Source organism: Methanocrinis sp., from assembly GCF_049974945.1.
In the GTDB taxonomy this organism is placed as follows: Archaea; Halobacteriota; Methanosarcinia; order Methanotrichales; family Methanotrichaceae; genus Methanocrinis.
The window spans coordinates 1-15101 of record NZ_JBNGCU010000013.1; the positions used below are offsets into that span (position 1 = coordinate 1).

The window sequence follows — 15101 nt, forward strand, 5'->3', positions numbered from 1 at the left end:
TGACCCTCCGCTCGGAGAGTTCGGTCATAATGGGATTTGAGGTCACCGGCTCCGGCCCCGGCGAGAGGGATGCCGGAATCCGGGTCCTGGCCGATGGCTGCACCGTTGCGGATAACCGGGTGGTCGAAAACAGCATCAGAGTCCTCCTCCAGGACGTCCGCGACGTCGTGATCGAGAGAAACGAGCTGGAGAGAAACGAGGTCGGGATATTTCTTGAGACCTCCCGCGGAAACGAGATCCTCTCCAACAGGATCATCGAGAACGGTGAGGGGATCCACATGGCCAGAAACAACGTCTCCGAGAGCATCACGGGCTCCGACGCCGGAGGCGTCTCGATAAAGTACACGCCCAGGACCGAGGCCTCGACCCTGGCGGTCAGCGAGATCGGCTTTGCAGGAGCCCTTCAGGAGAACGTAGTCAGCGGAAACGAGCTTCTCAACAACGGCCAGAACGCGTACGACGACGGCGACAACCTCTGGTACGACGGCGAGGTAGGAAACCACTACCACGACTTCGACGCCATCGAGGAGGGGTGCAGGGACCGAGATCGGGACGGCGTCTGCGACTCGCCCCGGGAGATCCCCGGCGGGTCGAGCCTCGACCTCCATCCAGTCGCCTCGGAGGATGCGGTCCGCAGGTACAGGGCCGTCTCTGGCGAGTTCGAGCTGATCCTCTACCATTCGAGCTTCTCCCCCGGCGAGGAGACCCCTCTCGGCTTCAAGGCCGCCGAGAACTTCACGGGAAGGGCGGATCTCGTCGCCTCGGAATCGAGAACGATCTTATCCAGCCAGCCCCTCTCCGGCTCCAGTGGCACCTTCGCCTTCATTGCGCCCTCCGAAGAGGGATCTTATCTCTTCTCCATGCGAGAGGGCTCGGGAGATGGTGGGGAGGAGGGGGAGGAGATCGTATCCCTATCCTTCAACGTTGCCACCCCCGCCCTCGCCGCCGACGTCTCCTCCGCCAGCACCTGCGACCGGGTCAACCTGAGCTACAGCGGCGCTCCGGGCTCGGAGGGGGACTGGGTGGGGCTCTACCGGGCGGGGTCGGAGGACGACGGCCCCATCTACCGGAAGTACCTGGAGGGGACCGAGAGCGGCACCCTCGCCTTCTCCATGCCCTCCTCAGCCGGGATCTACGAGTTCCGGCTCTTCGGGGAGGAGGGCACAGGCAGGCTTGCGGCGAGCGGTCCCGTCGAGGTCGAGGCCTCCTCCGGGGTGAGAATAAAGGCGTCCCCCGCCAGCGTCCGGCCCGGCGAGCCGATAACCGTCTCCTTCTGGGGCGCTCTGCCCAGCTCCGCCATAGGGATGTACGAGATGACCAGGCCCGACAAGTACATGCTCGACATGCAGTGGACCAATGGAAGGTCCTGTGGCACCATGACCTTCAGGGCACCCTCGACGCCCGGCAGGTACGACTTCCGGTTCTTTGAGAATAACGTCTACAGGAAGCTGATGGGAGCGAGCAATGTGGTGATCGTCGGCTGAAGACCGGGGGAAAAGGGCCGATCTGAGCCGTTCATCCCTCATCTTGAGATTCAAGATCCTCAGGATTGAAAGCTGAGATAGACGACACTTCTGAAAACCTTATCAAAATTTAGTTTGGTAGCGGGGAGTAGATTTGAACTACTGATCTACGGGTTATGAGCCCGTCGGGATTTCCTGACTACCCCACCCCGCTGCGTCGGGTTGAGCACGACACACTCCAAACCCGCTCCCATCATATAAAGCTTGTGCATCGCCTTCCTGCCTCTTGGGTGAGGGGAGGCTGGCGCATCTGTCGTCGTCCGTACCCGATCCTCCATCCTTTCCAGTCCAAAAGTGCCCGTCGGGACACAGGGCCCCGGGAGGCGCCGATCGCGAGGGTTGGCGCCTCAGGCCAGCCGCCCCGGGGAGATGAGGAGGGGACTGGGAACGAGAAAGGAACTGTGAACCTGGATTGAGCTGATGCAAAGCCCGCGCTCTGGGATGTGGGATCGGGAGTTGGCGGGCTTTCCTTCACCCCGCCCTTCAGCGCAGGATATCCATCGCCTCCTGGACGCTTTGATCGTGGTGGACGATGGCGGCGACGGCTCTGGTCATCTTGGTCGGACTGTCGTGCTGGAAGACGTTCCTTCCTATGGCCACCCCCCGCCCACCGGCGTCGATCGCTCCTCTGATCATCTCCAGAAACTCCTCGTCAGTCTCGGTCTTGGGGCCGCCTGCTATCACCACGGGAACGGGACAGCCCGCGACCACCTCCCTGAATGTATCGGGGTCGCCGGTGTAGTTCGTCTTGATTATATCGGCCCCAAGCTCTGCTCCGGCCCGGGCGGCGAGGGCCACCACGTCCAGTCCGTTGGGGTCGGCGATCTTGTCCCCCCGGGGGTACATCATGGCGATCAGGGGCATCCCCCAGAAGTCGCACCTCTCGGCGACAGATCCGAGCTTCTTGAGCTGATCGGCCTCGGTCTCAGAGCCGATGTTGATGTGGACGGAGACGGCGTCGGCCCCCAGCTTCAGGGCCTCCTCCACCATGCAGACCTGGACCTTGTTGTTGGGGTCGGGGCCGAGGGCGGTGCTGGCGCTCATGTGGATGATGAGACCGATATCGCTTCCATATCCCCGATGGCCGTGCTTCACCATCCCCTTCTGCTGGAGGACGGCGTTCGCGCCCCCCTCGGCCACCCTGTCCACCATCTCCGAGAGGTTGACCAGCCCCTTGACCGGTCCCACGGATATCCCGTGGTCCATGGGGATGATGACGGTGTTTCCGCTGTTCCGATCGATGATCCTCTCCATCCGCACCCTTTTGCCAATCTCGCTCAATTGCCGATCTCCTTCATGTTAACATGGCACACGATAGCACATATCATATATAAGGCTGACGCCGCGATATTTATAACTTTGACGCCAGATATCCACCGGAGCTGATCTTATGGAGCAGGAGTTCGGCAGAATCAGAAAGAGCGAGACGACGGAGCTGGTGGTTCGAAGGACCGAGTTTCGCGGCTCTGCAGGGATCGACATCAGGGAGTACGTCACCAGCGATAGGTACACCGGCTGGTCGAAGAACGGAGTCAGGGTGCCCGTCAACCAGTGGCGATCCTTCAAGGAGATCCTGGAGAAGATAGAGGTCTCCGAGGGAGGAGAAGGCGATTAACCGGGACGGCTTCGAGCAGGAGTACAGGGAGTGGCTCCTCTCGGTGGCAAAGGAGACGGCAGGCCAGCTGGCCGGAGCCGAGGTCGGTGAGCAGGAGATGATCCTCAGCAGGTACCAGGAGATGACCGACCCCTGCAGGGTATTTCGACCTCTATCAACCCCGGACCGTATCCTGGACCTCGGCGGCGAGGAGGCTGACGGATACATCCTGGTGGAGACCGACGCCATCACCTTCTTTCCCTCCATCGGTTCATCCAGTCCCGGAGCCCTCGACTTCGCCGTGGCCATGAACCGGCGCTACTACTATCAGGGCCTGTGGTTCTCGGTCATATCCCTGAACTCCGAATATTTGAGCCAGGTCACCGACAGAACTCTCGCCTACGCTCTCGAGCACGAGTTCGAGATGGGAAAGCTCTACCAGAGGGCCTTCGGAGAGATGAGGAAGCTCTCTGCTGGCGAGAAGCTCGAGATCAGCCAGCTCGCCCACCAGACCTCGGTCAAGAAGTCCAAGATATCCCTTGAGGATCTGATCGACGAGGAGAGGCTGATGATATCCTTATCCGAATCCCAGCCGGTCGTCCCCAAGCCCTACGCAGAGACGGCTCTTCTCATATACCTCCAGGAGAACTTCTCAGACCTTGCGAGGTTCGGCGAAAAAAGCGAAGATGCGGAGGAAGAGGCCTTCGGAGCCGAGCTCTACGACGAGTTCGAGGGGTGGTCAAAGTTCTCCATCCAGTCTTTTCGCCTCTTCGTTCGGGAGGTCTCCCTGGGCGTGAGGGAGGCCTACCGGGGATACGTCTGACCGATCTCTTGGACCCCTCGTCCTGATCCATCCCCCCGCCCAGTCGTTCTATTTGATCACAGAAGGTTCCAAATCGACCACATTTGTCTTTGGGCCGCCAGAGCCACTGCTTCGGCCTGTCTCATCCGAAATTAGGGCCTAAAAGGGACGACCGCGTTCAATCCTGAGCATTTATATAGTAGTCATTCCCAGTTAGTGGCCATCAAGATCATCAGAGGAGACTCGATTTGTCCAGCAAACCCAACCCGCATAAAAAACCGGCCGTGAACATAGGCATGGTGGGCCATGTCGACCACGGCAAAACAACCCTGGTAAGAGCCCTCTCAGGGGTGTGGACCGACCAACATAGCGAGGAGCTGAAGAGGGGCATCTCCATCAGGCTCGGATACGCCGACGCCACCTTCAGAAAATGTCCAAACTGCCCAGAGCCGGAGGCATACACCGTGGAGGAGAGCTGCCCTGGTTGCGAATCGCCGAGCGAGATCCTCAGGACCGTGTCCTTCGTAGACTCTCCCGGCCACGAGACCCTGATGGCGACGATGCTCTCGGGTGCCGCCATCATGGACGGCGCAGTCCTGATAATCGCTGCCAGCGAGCCCTGTCCTCAGCCCCAGACCAAAGAACACCTCATGGCCCTGGACATAACCGGCATCGACAAGATCGTGATCGTCCAGAACAAGATTGATCTCGTCTCTCGGGAGAGGCTGATCGAGCACTACGATGAGATCAAGAAGTTCGTCAAGGGGACCGTCGCCGAGAACGCCCCCATCGTCCCCATATCCGCCCAGCAGAACGTGAACATCGACATGGTGATCCAGGCGATCGAGGAGACTATCCCCACGCCGGATAGGGACCTGGAGAAGCCGGCCCTGATCCAGATAGCACGGTCCTTCGACGTCAACCGGCCAGGAACCCTGCCCGGAAAGATCGTCGGCGGTGTTATCGGCGGTTCCCTCACCCAGGGTATGCTCAAGCCCGGCGACCCTCTCGAGATCAAGCCCGGCAGGTCTGTGGAGGCGGAGGGGAGAAAGCAGTGGGTTCCCATCAACACCAATGTGACGGCGCTGATGGCGGGAGGTGGGCCCCAGGAGGAGGTCACCCCCGGCGGACTGATCGGGGTAGGTACCAAGCTAGATCCGGCCCTCACCAAGAGCGACATTCTGGTGGGCCAGGTGGCGGGAGAGCCTGGGTCCCTTCCGCCGGTCTGGAACAGCTTCACCATGAAGATAAGGCTCCTGGAAAGGGTGGTGGGCGCCACCGACGAGGCGGACGTCGAGCCGATCCACACCAGCGAGCCCTTGATGCTGAACGTCGGCACCGCCACCACCGTCGGGGTCGTCTCCAGCGCTAGGGAGGGGAGCATGGTGGAGGTCCAGCTGAGAAGACCGGTCTGCGCCGCCGTCGGCGATCGGGTTGCTGTAAGCAGGCGGGTCGGTGCGCGGTGGCGTCTGATCGGCGTAGGCACCATCAACAAATAGAACGATCTGGATCTCTTGATCCGATCTCTCGAAGGGGGTGTTGCGGCCGCGTGAAGGTGCTCCTCGACACCAACGCCCTCATGGTTCCCGGCCAGTTCGGGCTGGACGTCTTCAGAGAGCTGGAGGAGCTCGGATACCGCAGTTTCCTGGTTCCAAGCCCCGTCCTCTCCGAGCTGGAGGCCCTCGCGAGGGTCGCCGACTCCCGGAGGGACCGGACCGCCGCCAGGGTCGGCCTCGCGCTGGCCAGCGGGTGCGAGATCGTGGAGGCCTCCGGCGAGGCGGACGATTGCCTGGTCGACCTCGCCCAGAATGAGGGCGCCGCGGTCTTCACCAACGACAAGGAACTGAAGAAAAAGTTATCTACTAGAGGTGTTACCGTTATACACCTGCGCCAGAGACGACGCCTGGAGATCGCAAGCGGAAAGGAGTTCTGATGTATAAGAAGATGAAGCTGGAGGGGATCGTCAGGATACCTCCCGGCCAGATGGGGGATCCCCTCGAAGACGCGGTGGAGATTGCGCTGCGCAACAAGTACGAGGCCAGGGTGGACAAGACCCTGGGCACCGTCGTCGCGGTGCTGAGTGTGGACGATATCGGCGAAGGAAGGATCCTGGCGGGAGATGGGGCGGTCTATTACGATGCGACCTTCGATGCGATCGTCTTCAAGCCGGAGATGCAGGAGATCGTCGAGGGCGAGGTGGTGGAGATCGTGAAGTTCGGAGCCTTCATAGGGATCGGGCCCTTCGACGGGCTGCTTCACGTGAGCCAGATCACCAACGAGTATATATCGTACGATGAGAAGAATGCGCGGCTCGCGAGCAAAGAGTCGAACAAATCTCTGGGCGAGGGCGACCGGGTCCGCGCGCGGATCATAGCCATCAGCCTCAACGAGAAGGAGCCCAGAGAGAGCAAGATCGGCCTCACCATGAGGCAGACGGGCCTGGGAAAGATCGAGTGGCTTGAGGCCGCTCGGCGAAGGGAAGAGGCAGAGGTTGAATCGAAATGACCGAGCAGGCTTGCAGGGAGTGTCACAGGATAGTCGAGGGTCTGGTCTGTCCCATCTGCGGCTCCTCCTCTCTGAGCAAGGACTGGAGCGGTTACGTCGTGATCATCGACCCCAAAGAGTCCGAAATCGCAAAGAAGCTGGGGATAACCCTTCCTGGAAGATACGCCCTGAAGGTGCGGTAGATTTGAAGCTCTTGCGTCTTCCCGAGGAGCTCCGTTCCGATCTCAGGCCCCCCCTTGGAAAACTCTTCAAAGGACGGGGCCAGGAGTGCATAGATCCGATGCAGGATCTGCTCGCTTTCGCGCCGAAGGTGATCGCCGTCGGCGACGTCACCACCTTCTGCCTTCTCTCCTCGTCCGGCAGAAAGCCCGACATCTGCATCGTGGACAACAAGACAAAAAGGATGCCGGTGCCCGAGCATGTTCAGCGGGGGATAGGCGAGCTCGACAGTTACGAGAGGATCGAGGTGAACAACCCCGCGGCGACCCTCACCCAGGAGCTCATCGACGTGATAAGGGACCTTCTGGCTGGCGATCGGAGGGTCAAGATCGTCGTCGAGGGCGAGGAGGACCTCGCCACGCTCCCAGCCATCCTCTACGCACCCCTCGGCTCGACGGTCGTCTACGGCCAGCCGAACGAGGGGAGCGTCGCCGTGGTGGTGACCCCCGAGAGAAAGGAATACGCCAAGAGCATAATGGACAAGATGATTGTGGAGGATTGAGATGGAGATCAAGGTCATCGAAGAGAAAGAGAACCCGATTTTGAATCGGAGAGAGGTCAAGTTCGTCGTCGAGCACGACGGGCCCACGCCCTCAAGAAAGAGCGTCATCGACAAGATCGCAGCCACCATGAACTCCAAGGTTGGCCAGGTGATGGTGGACAGCCTCAGGTCCGAGTTCGGCAAGCGTGAGACGGTGGGATACGCAAAGATATACGAGAGCGAGGAGAGGGCGAAAGAGGTCGAGAGGGCTTACGTCATCGCCAGGAACGTGCCCGCACCAGCCGCCGAGGCAGAGGAGTCGGGATAGGATGGCGGCGAACGAGTTTTATGAGGTCAGCGGCGACTCCATAAAGAGGAAGAAGCAGATCTGTCCCCGATGTGGAAACGGAGTATTCCTCGGAGAGCACAAGGACCGGCTCGCCTGCGGAAAGTGCGGATATACCGAGTTCAAGAAGTGATCTTTTCTGCCGCGCCCCTTCCTGGACGGGAAGGGGGCATGCCGCACCCTTTTGAGCCTTCCATCGCGAAGAGCTCCTCCGTCGGTTATTTAAACGCCTGGGATCAACCTTTGTAAGGTGTTTATGTGGTTGACGTATTATCAGTCGGTTTTGTACCTCTGCTCATAGTCCTGCTGATAGTCTATCAGGGTATCAGGATACCTCGCGAGTACGAGCGGCTCGTCGTCTTCAGACTGGGCCGTTACAGCGGTATCAAGGGACCGGGGATCACGATAATCATCCCGGTGATAGATAAGGCGATGACGATCGACCTCCGGATCGTGACGATAGACGTCCAGAAGCAGGCCGTCATAACGAAGGATAACGTGACGGTGGATGTGGACGCCGTCCTCTATTATCGGGTCGTGGACCCCGACCGGGCCGTCATTCAGGTCGAGAACTTCAGGGTCGCGACCAGCCTCCTCGCCCAGACGACCTTGAGGGACGTCCTCGGCGAGATCGAGCTGGACGAACTCCTATCGAAGCGCGAAGAGCTGAACGTCAAGCTCCAGGAGATCCTGGACAGGCAGACAGACCCCTGGGGGATCAAGGTCACGGCTGTGACCCTCCGGGACGTGAGCCTTCCCGAGTCGATGCTCAGGGCCATCGCCAAGCAGGCCGAGGCAGAGAGGGAGAAGAGGTCCAGGATCATCCTGGCTGAGGGCGAGTTTCAGGCTTCGGCGAGGATGGTGGAGGCCGCCAAGCTCTACCAGCCCGCGCCGGTGGCGATCAAGCTGAGGGAGCTTCAGACCCTCGCCGAGATAGCGAGGGAGAAGAACATGATCGTCGTCACCTCCGGCGGCGAGGTCGGCGAGGCGACGGGTGCGGTGGCGGGGCTCACCAAGGCCTTCGGTGAGAGATGAGGACCTCAACGGCGAACGGCTCGGCCCTCTTCGGGCCACTGCTCCCTTTTATCCTTCTGGCCACCATCGCCATCCTCTGCCTAACCCCCCCCGTCTCGGGCGAGGCCGGCGTGATGGTCGTCGCCCTGGAGGGCGATATCACCCCAGCCAGCGACGAGATCGTCGCGGAGGCAATCCTCCAGGCTGAGGCGCTTGGTTTCGAAGCGATCATCATCACCCTCGACACCCCAGGAGGGGGGCTCGCCGAGACGAAGGATATCACAAGCCAGATCGAGAGGACGAGCCTTCCCGTCATCGGTTACGTCTACCCCTCCGGGGCCACCGCCTGGAGCGCGGGGACGATCATCCTCCTCGCCTCCGACGTCGCGGCGATGGTTCCGGGAAGCATAATCGGCTCCGCCCAGCCCGTCTCGATCGGGCCGACGGGGACCGAGCCGGTGAACGATACCAAGGTGATCAACGCCGTGGTGGCCCTCGCCGAGGAGAAGGCGAGGGTCCACGGGAGGAACACGACGGCGGCGAGAGAGTTCGTCACCACGAACCTCAACCTCAACGCCGAGGACGCCCTCGACTACGGGGTGATTGAGCTAGTGAGCCCGAACCTCGACTCCCTGATGGTGGAGGTCGACGGCATGGAGGCGAAGAACAGAACCCTCGCCACGAGGGGCGCGGAGATCGTCCGCTTTGAGCCGAGCTTCCGGCTCCAGGTCCTCGCCGTCCTCTCCGACCCACTCCTGGCGGGGCTTCTCCTCATCGTCGGCCTCTACGCCCTGATCTTCGGCCTCTCCAACCCCGGCCTGGGGGCGGAGCTGGTCGGAGTCATCACCCTCGCCCTGGGGCTCATCGGCCTCGGATTCTCCGTGAACCTGGGGGCATTGTTCCTGATCCTTCTCGGGATCGTCCTCCTCCTGGTCGAGCTGAACAGCCCCGGATTCGGCCTTTTGGGCGCGGCGGGGATCGCCTGCATGATCACCGGGTCGATCCTCCTCGTCCCCATAGGCTCGCCGGACTGGTACACCCCCGCCGAGTACAAGATCGACGCCTTCCTCGCCCTGATCGCGCCCACCATCGTCATCGGGGCGTTCTTCGTCTTCGCCCTCTACAAGGTGGCGGAGGCGAGAAGAAGGCCCACCTACTCCGAGAAGATGGAGCTGGAGGTGGCTGAGGCCCTGGACAGGATCGATCCGAAGGGGCACGTGATCTACAACGGCGAGTACTGGGCCGCAGAGGCCGCAGAGCCGATCGAGGCTGGGGAGATCGTCGAGGTGGTGGGAAAGGAGAGGATGGTTTTGAAGGTGAGGCCAAAGGAGTAGGTGCGGGCCCCGAGAAGGTTATTTATCACCTCCGTCATCAGGGAAAGCGTGACCTACAGAACTGGCACCGCAGATCTGAAGCGAGAGATGGAGAGGCTCATCCGCTCGGAGAGGCACGTCACCTCTGCCCGGATAGCCAGAGCCTTCGGCGAGGACGGAGGCGGGGCCGTCACCTGCGCCGAGAACCTGGTGGTCGCGCCCGGCCTCTCGGAGGAGGCGAGCGAGGCCCTCATCGCCCTCGTCTCCGAAGGAAGGGTCTTCTGGTCGCCGATCTCCAGGACCGCCTATCACCTCGACGGCATCTTTCTGGACCTGCCCGTCTCCTACGTCCAGAGGCCCTTTGATTCTCCCACCTGGCTACCGGCGGCCTTCAACCCGCCCCGGGTCCATCGAAGGGTGATGGAGGCGATCCAGCTGATGGGAGGCGTCGGCCTCGACCCCGAAGCCCCCGACCCGGACCGGGGATCCCATCTCTACGGGGTCCACACCGAATTCGAATGTGGGAGGTGCGGGAGGTGCTGTACTCTCTCAAGCCCCATAAGCCTGGAGCCCCAGGACGTGGAGAGGATCTCTGCCCTCCTCGAGATCGGCATAAGAAAGACGATCCGAAAGTATGCGGCCCTGGTCGAGGTAGGGGACCACCGGGCCTGGTCGGTTAAGAGGGATTCTCCCTGTACCTTCTTCGACCAGGACAGAAGCCTCTGCAAAATCCATGCCGCAAGGCCGATCGTCTGCAGAGCCTTTCCCCTCCTATCGCCCCGGACCGCCGGAGGCGAGCCCCCCGCCAGCTGGTGTCCGTCAGCTAGAGATCTCTAATTCATCGAAGCCGTCAGGTGAATAGGTGAAGGATAGAAACGAAGATCATCCCAATTTGCCATCCTGAACGATCAGGATGTTCGAATCGCACCTTTTTCCATGTTATCAACGGCCTAAATTGTTAATCTGAAAAATATTTTGTGTTATCAAACATCAGCTTGATAGTTTGATCTGCATACGATTCGGGAAAGTTTCATAAATAATGACTCTATTAGGTAAACCCTTGAGAAATTAAGCACCATATTAAACGGAATTTATTAAGATAGCCGGTGAGAAAGATCAGGATGGATCGTTCGATGCAGGATATTCATAAGCGCCACCTGGATAGCCCGAAGGTGGGATGGGACTTTCAGAAGGCGGCAGCCAGAATGATGGCAGTCCTCAGGCAGGGGGCCTTCTTCTCCAACCGCCTCATCGCCTTCGCCATCATCCTCACCCTCAACTTCATCCTCCCGAGGATGATGCCCGGCGATCCCCTCCAGGCGATCTACGGCCAGGAGGCGCTTCTCGCGATGACGCCCCAGCTGGAGGCGGAGCTGGTGGCGAGGTTCTCCCTCGACCAGTCGATGGGCCAGCAGTTTGCGGCGTACATCCTCGCCCTCCTCTCCGGCGACCTCGGCCACTCCTACTACTACAACCAAGAGGTTCTGGCGGTGATCCTCGACTTTCTGCCCTGGACCCTCCTTCTGACGGGCACGGCTCTCGTCATATCAACCCTGGCGGGCCTGATCCTGGGGATAGAGTCCGGCTACCGGAGGGGAAGGGGCACCGACAAGATGCTTCTCGCGGGTCTGATCTTCCTCAGCGGCTTTCCCGACTTCTTCATGGGGATACTCCTCCTCCTCATCTTCGGGGTGGTTCTGGGAATGGTTCCCCTATCCGGGGCCCTCACCCCCTACAGCGGCCTGGGGGGGCTCCCTCTCGCCCTGGACATCACCCACCACCTCCTCGCCCCCCTCGCCGCCCTAGTCCTGGTTAGGGTCACCTCATCGTACCTTCTCACCAGGAACACCATGATCACCACCCTCCAAGAGAACTTCATCCTCGCGGCTCGAGCCAAAGGCTGCTCCGAGGGGCAGATCAAGTACAGGCACGCCGGCCGAAACTCCCTTCTCCCGGTGGTGACGGCGACGGGGCTCTTGATCCCCCACCTGATCACAGGAGCCCTCTTCGTCGAGATCGTCTTCTCCTATCCGGGGGTCGGATGGCTCCTCTACAACTCCCTCCTCACCAGGGACTACCCCCTGATCCAGGGGATACTTCTGATGGTGACGGTGGCGGTCCTGGCGGCGAACCTCCTGGTGGACCTCCTCTATTCCAAGCTCGATCCGAGGGTGAGCCATGCACATTAACGTCTGGCACGAGATGGCCGAGAGCAAGGTGGGAAAGGCGGGCCTATTACTGATCGGCCTGGTGGTCTTCCTGGCGCTCTTCGCCCCGGTCCTCTCGCCCTACTCGCCCCGGGAGAATACGGACACTCCTGCCTTCAGCCGCCCCTCGGAGGATCACTGGCTCGGCACCAACGACGCCCGGCAGGACATCTGGACCCAGCTCCTCTACGGCGCCAGGACCTCTCTCTCCGTGGGGTTCGGAGTCGCCCTCCTCTCGGCCCTCATCAGCGTCCTGGTCGGCGGCACGGCGGCGATCTTCGGCGGCCTCTACGACCGGTTCTGGATGAGGATCGTCGACGCCACCATGGCCATACCGGACGTGATCGTGATCATCCTGGTGGCAGCCTACCTGCGGCCGAACGTCCTTCTTATGATCCTCCTCCTCTCCGCCCTCTCCTGGCCCGGGGGCGCGAGGGTGATCAGGGCCCAGACCCTCACCCTGAAGGAGAGGATGCACATCTCCGCCGCTAGGACCTTCGGGGCCGGCTGGTCTCACCTCCTCTTCCGCCACATAATCCCGGATCTGGGACCGATCCTGGTGGCGATCATGATCCAGGATGCGAGGAGGGCGGTCTTCATGGAGGCGGGCCTCTCCTTTCTCGGCATCTCCGACCCCTCAGTGATGAGCTGGGGGAAGATGATGCAGTACGCGAGGGTCTTCACCTATCTCGAGGTCTGGAAGTGGTGGCTTCTGCCGACGGGCCTCGCCCTCTCCACCACCCTGATCGGGCTGAGCTTCACCGGCTATTCCCTGGAGGCTGCCCTCGACCCCAGGCTTCAAGAGCCCCACCACCACGAAGGAGATATCTGACTATGCTCGAAATCGACGACTTGAAGGTCTCTTACGACGGAACCGAGATCCTCGCGGGGGTCAGCCTGGACCTCCTCCGGGGCGACTCTCTCGCCATCATCGGCGAGTCTGGGGCGGGGAAGACCACCCTGGGGCTCGCCCTGATGGGCCTTTTGGACGGGAGGTGCTCGGGAAGAGTCCTCCTGGACGGAAAAGATCTCCTCTCCCTCGACGAGAAAGAGAGACGGAAGATGCGGGGAAAGGAGATGGCCATGGTATTTCAGAACGTCGAGGACGCCCTGGACCCCCTCATGACCGTCTACGACCAGATCGAGGAGGCGATCTCGGCCCATGGGGATAGGGACGACTCCGAGGACCTCGGAGATCGGGTCAGCCGTCAACTCAGGTCCGTGGGCCTAAAGGAGGGGAAAGGGAGGTCCTTCCCCCACCAGCTGAGCGGTGGCGAGAAGCAGAGGGCCCTCATCGCCATGGCCCTCGCCAACGACCCCCAGGTTCTGATCCTCGACGAGCCGACCGCCTCCCTAGATGCCGTGACCAAGGCCGAGGTCACCTCTCTTCTTCGAGAGAGGACGAGGGAGAAGATCGTCCTGGTCATAACCCACGACATCTCCACTGCGGCGAAGCTGACGGAGAAGATGGCGGTCCTCTACGCAGGAAGGATCGTGGAGATGGGCGAGACCCGAGACCTTCTGGAGAACCCCCGCCATCCCTATACGCGAGGGCTGATCAGGTCGTCGCCGAACATGACCACCACCAAAGATCTCCAGGGTATACCGGGGAGGATGGTCCACGGCGTCGTGGGCTGTCCCTTCAGCGAGCGGTGCACCCAGAGGATAGATCGGTGCAGAGTGGAGGTCCCGAAGCTCTCAGACGCAGGCGACCGGATGATCGCCTGCCACCGGGGCGGGATAGTCCCCCTCCTGGAGCTCTCGAATGTCAAGACGAGATTCGGCGAGTTTGCGGCCGTCGACGGGGTCGACCTCACCCTCTACGAGGGCGAGACGATCGCCCTCGTCGGTGAGAGCGGCTCGGGGAAGACCACCCTGGCCAAGACCGTCATCGGACTCCTCGACCAGGAGGAGGGCGAGATCAGACTGGAGGGCGAGCCCCTGGCCAAGAGAGGCCGCGATTTCTACAGAAAAGTCCAGATGATCTACCAGAACCCCAAGGAGTCGATCAGCCATCGGATGAACGTCCTCGACGCGGTGGCCGAGCCGCTGGAGGTCCAGAAGGTCGGAAGTCCGGCCGAGAGGATATCGATCGCCAAAAAGGTCCTCGATGAGGTGGAGCTACCCACCGACGACGCCTTCCTGAATAAGTACCCACACCAGATCAGCGGCGGCGAGGCCCAGAGGGTGGCGATCGCAAGAGCCCTGGCCCTGAACCCGAAGCTCCTCATCGCCGACGAGCCGACCTCGGCCTTGGACGCCAGCGTCCAGGCGAAGATCCTCAAGCTCCTCCTCAACCTCCAGGAGAAGAGGGGCCTATCCATCCTCTTCATAACCCACGACATCGCCATCGCAAGAAAGGTGAGCGATAGAATGACCGTGATGCTGAAGGGGAGGATCGTCGAGGAGGGGGCGACCAGCGACGTGACGACATGCCCGGTCCACCCCTACACGATGAGGCTTCTGGAGGTTGCCCCTGACCTCAGGCCGGAGAGAGAGGCCAGATGTGACCTCTGGGGAGTCTCTGAGGGATATCCTCTGCGGGCGAGAGAGATCTGAACGATAACAACAGGATTGGAAATTGGGCGCCGTAAAAGTTTGCTCGACGATCAGAGCTTCATTCCTCGATCTCGCTCATCAGACGCTCCATGATGAGGGAGGCGACCTTGTAGAGGAAAGCGTCGCTCTTGCCCACGGCCGCCTCGCCCGCAAGCCGTCCTGTCACCATCTCCTCCACGATCCTGTCACACTCTTTTCTGGCATCGGTGATCTCCGAGCAGGGATCGAGCTCTCTCAGGCACTCGGAGAGGTCCAGGAGCTGGTCCACCTTCAGGTCCACCGCCCTCTCGACCCAGTCCACCTCGCCGCCTCCGTCGCGCCCACCCCGAAGCCTGCGGATCTCGGCGAGGAAGGGGTCGGCCTCTTCTGCTGATGAATCGGTCCTGGTATTTGACATGCTTTCAACTTCTCTGCCCGGCTCCGACTCCGAGATGGTCCTCTTCAGCTAAAACCCTTGTGCAGAAGAGGGACGGGGATGGGAGAGGAGAGGAGATGGAGCGCGACGGAGGTAGCATTACGACGGTCCTCCAGAAACCTC

General features: G+C 61.2%; 18 protein-coding genes and 1 tRNA gene. 16 read left to right on the forward strand and 3 right to left on the reverse strand.

The genetic code is table 11. The features are described 5' to 3' along the window. A partial coding sequence (locus ACP5EL_RS02380; RefSeq protein ID WP_428400841.1) for a NosD domain-containing protein occupies positions 1–1484 on the forward strand: 1484 nt, incomplete at its 5' end. A gap of 115 nt (positions 1485–1599) precedes the next feature. Here ACP5EL_RS02380 and ACP5EL_RS02385 read toward each other — a convergent pair. After that, positions 1600–1677 (reverse strand) — tRNA-Met (locus ACP5EL_RS02385). 329 nt (positions 1678–2006) lie between these two features. Continuing rightward, positions 2007–2804 (reverse strand): 2-amino-3,7-dideoxy-D-threo-hept-6-ulosonate synthase, encoded by a 798-nt coding sequence (locus ACP5EL_RS02390; RefSeq protein WP_428400842.1) that lies wholly within the window; start codon positions 2802–2804, stop codon positions 2007–2009. A gap of 109 nt (positions 2805–2913) precedes the next feature. On the opposite strand from ACP5EL_RS02390, the gene ACP5EL_RS02395 reads away from it, so the two are divergent. The 15 genes from ACP5EL_RS02395 to ACP5EL_RS02465 all read left to right on the forward strand — a co-directional run bounded on the left by ACP5EL_RS02395 (position 2914) and on the right by ACP5EL_RS02465 (position 14563). Continuing rightward, positions 2914–3138 (forward strand): transcriptional coactivator p15/PC4 family protein, encoded by a 225-nt coding sequence (locus ACP5EL_RS02395; RefSeq protein ID WP_428400843.1) that lies wholly within the window; start codon positions 2914–2916, stop codon positions 3136–3138. Positions 3139–3181: 43 nt separating this feature from the next. Next, positions 3182–3940 (forward strand): hypothetical protein, encoded by a 759-nt coding sequence (locus tag ACP5EL_RS02400; protein ID WP_428400844.1) that lies wholly within the window; start codon positions 3182–3184, stop codon positions 3938–3940. Between the two features lie 227 nt (positions 3941–4167). Further along, complete coding sequence (locus ACP5EL_RS02405) at positions 4168–5418, forward strand: translation initiation factor IF-2 subunit gamma (RefSeq protein ID WP_428400845.1); 1251 nt, start codon at positions 4168–4170, stop codon at positions 5416–5418. Positions 5419–5468: 50 nt separating this feature from the next. Continuing rightward, positions 5469–5852 (forward strand): PIN domain-containing protein, encoded by a 384-nt coding sequence (locus ACP5EL_RS02410; protein ID WP_428400846.1) that lies wholly within the window; start codon positions 5469–5471, stop codon positions 5850–5852. Further along, entirely contained in the window at positions 5852–6424 is a 573-nt protein-coding gene (locus tag ACP5EL_RS02415) for a DNA-directed RNA polymerase (RefSeq protein ID WP_428400847.1), read from the forward strand. Before ACP5EL_RS02410 ends, ACP5EL_RS02415 begins: the two co-directional genes overlap by 1 nt. Further along, on the forward strand, positions 6421–6606 hold the full coding sequence (gene spt4 / locus ACP5EL_RS02420; RefSeq protein ID WP_428400848.1) for a transcription elongation factor subunit Spt4: 186 nt from the start codon (positions 6421–6423) through the stop codon (positions 6604–6606). The genes ACP5EL_RS02415 and spt4 overlap by 4 nt, the downstream gene beginning before the upstream one ends. Positions 6607–6608: 2 nt before the next feature. Next, positions 6609–7145 (forward strand): GTP-dependent dephospho-CoA kinase family protein, encoded by a 537-nt coding sequence (locus tag ACP5EL_RS02425; RefSeq protein WP_428400849.1) that lies wholly within the window; start codon positions 6609–6611, stop codon positions 7143–7145. Between the two features lies 1 nt (position 7146). Beyond that, positions 7147–7452 carry a 30S ribosomal protein S24e gene (locus ACP5EL_RS02430; protein WP_428400850.1) on the forward strand — a complete coding sequence of 102 codons (306 nt, stop codon included), beginning with the start codon at positions 7147–7149 and terminating at the stop codon, positions 7450–7452. Between the two features lies 1 nt (position 7453). Continuing rightward, on the forward strand, positions 7454–7603 hold the full coding sequence (locus ACP5EL_RS02435) for a 30S ribosomal protein S27ae (RefSeq protein ID WP_428400851.1): 150 nt from the start codon (positions 7454–7456) through the stop codon (positions 7601–7603). A 125-nt stretch (positions 7604–7728) separates the two neighbouring features. Beyond that, positions 7729–8505 (forward strand): slipin family protein, encoded by a 777-nt coding sequence (locus ACP5EL_RS02440; protein ID WP_428400852.1) that lies wholly within the window; start codon positions 7729–7731, stop codon positions 8503–8505. Beyond that, the gene (locus ACP5EL_RS02445) at positions 8502–9818 is read left to right on the forward strand and encodes an NfeD family protein (protein ID WP_428400853.1); all 1317 of its coding nucleotides are present in this window, start codon (positions 8502–8504) and stop codon (positions 9816–9818) included. The genes ACP5EL_RS02440 and ACP5EL_RS02445 overlap by 4 nt, the downstream gene beginning before the upstream one ends. A gap of 48 nt (positions 9819–9866) precedes the next feature. Then, positions 9867–10634 carry a YkgJ family cysteine cluster protein gene (locus ACP5EL_RS02450; RefSeq protein ID WP_428400854.1) on the forward strand — a complete coding sequence of 256 codons (768 nt, stop codon included), beginning with the start codon at positions 9867–9869 and terminating at the stop codon, positions 10632–10634. 368 nt (positions 10635–11002) lie between these two features. Then, positions 11003–11986, forward strand: a complete 984-nt coding sequence (locus ACP5EL_RS02455; RefSeq protein WP_428400872.1) for an ABC transporter permease — start codon at positions 11003–11005, stop codon at positions 11984–11986. Next, complete coding sequence (locus ACP5EL_RS02460) at positions 11976–12836, forward strand: ABC transporter permease (RefSeq protein WP_428400855.1); 861 nt, start codon at positions 11976–11978, stop codon at positions 12834–12836. The genes ACP5EL_RS02455 and ACP5EL_RS02460 overlap by 11 nt, the downstream gene beginning before the upstream one ends. Positions 12837–12838: 2 nt before the next feature. Beyond that, positions 12839–14563, forward strand: a complete 1725-nt coding sequence (locus tag ACP5EL_RS02465; RefSeq protein ID WP_428400856.1) for an ABC transporter ATP-binding protein — start codon at positions 12839–12841, stop codon at positions 14561–14563. A gap of 58 nt (positions 14564–14621) precedes the next feature. Here ACP5EL_RS02465 and ACP5EL_RS02470 read toward each other — a convergent pair whose 3' ends face one another. Next, positions 14622–14960: a hypothetical protein gene (locus ACP5EL_RS02470; RefSeq protein WP_428400857.1), complete on the reverse strand. Its 339-nt coding sequence runs from the start codon at positions 14958–14960 to the stop codon at positions 14622–14624. Between the last annotated feature and the right edge of the window lie 141 nt (positions 14961–15101).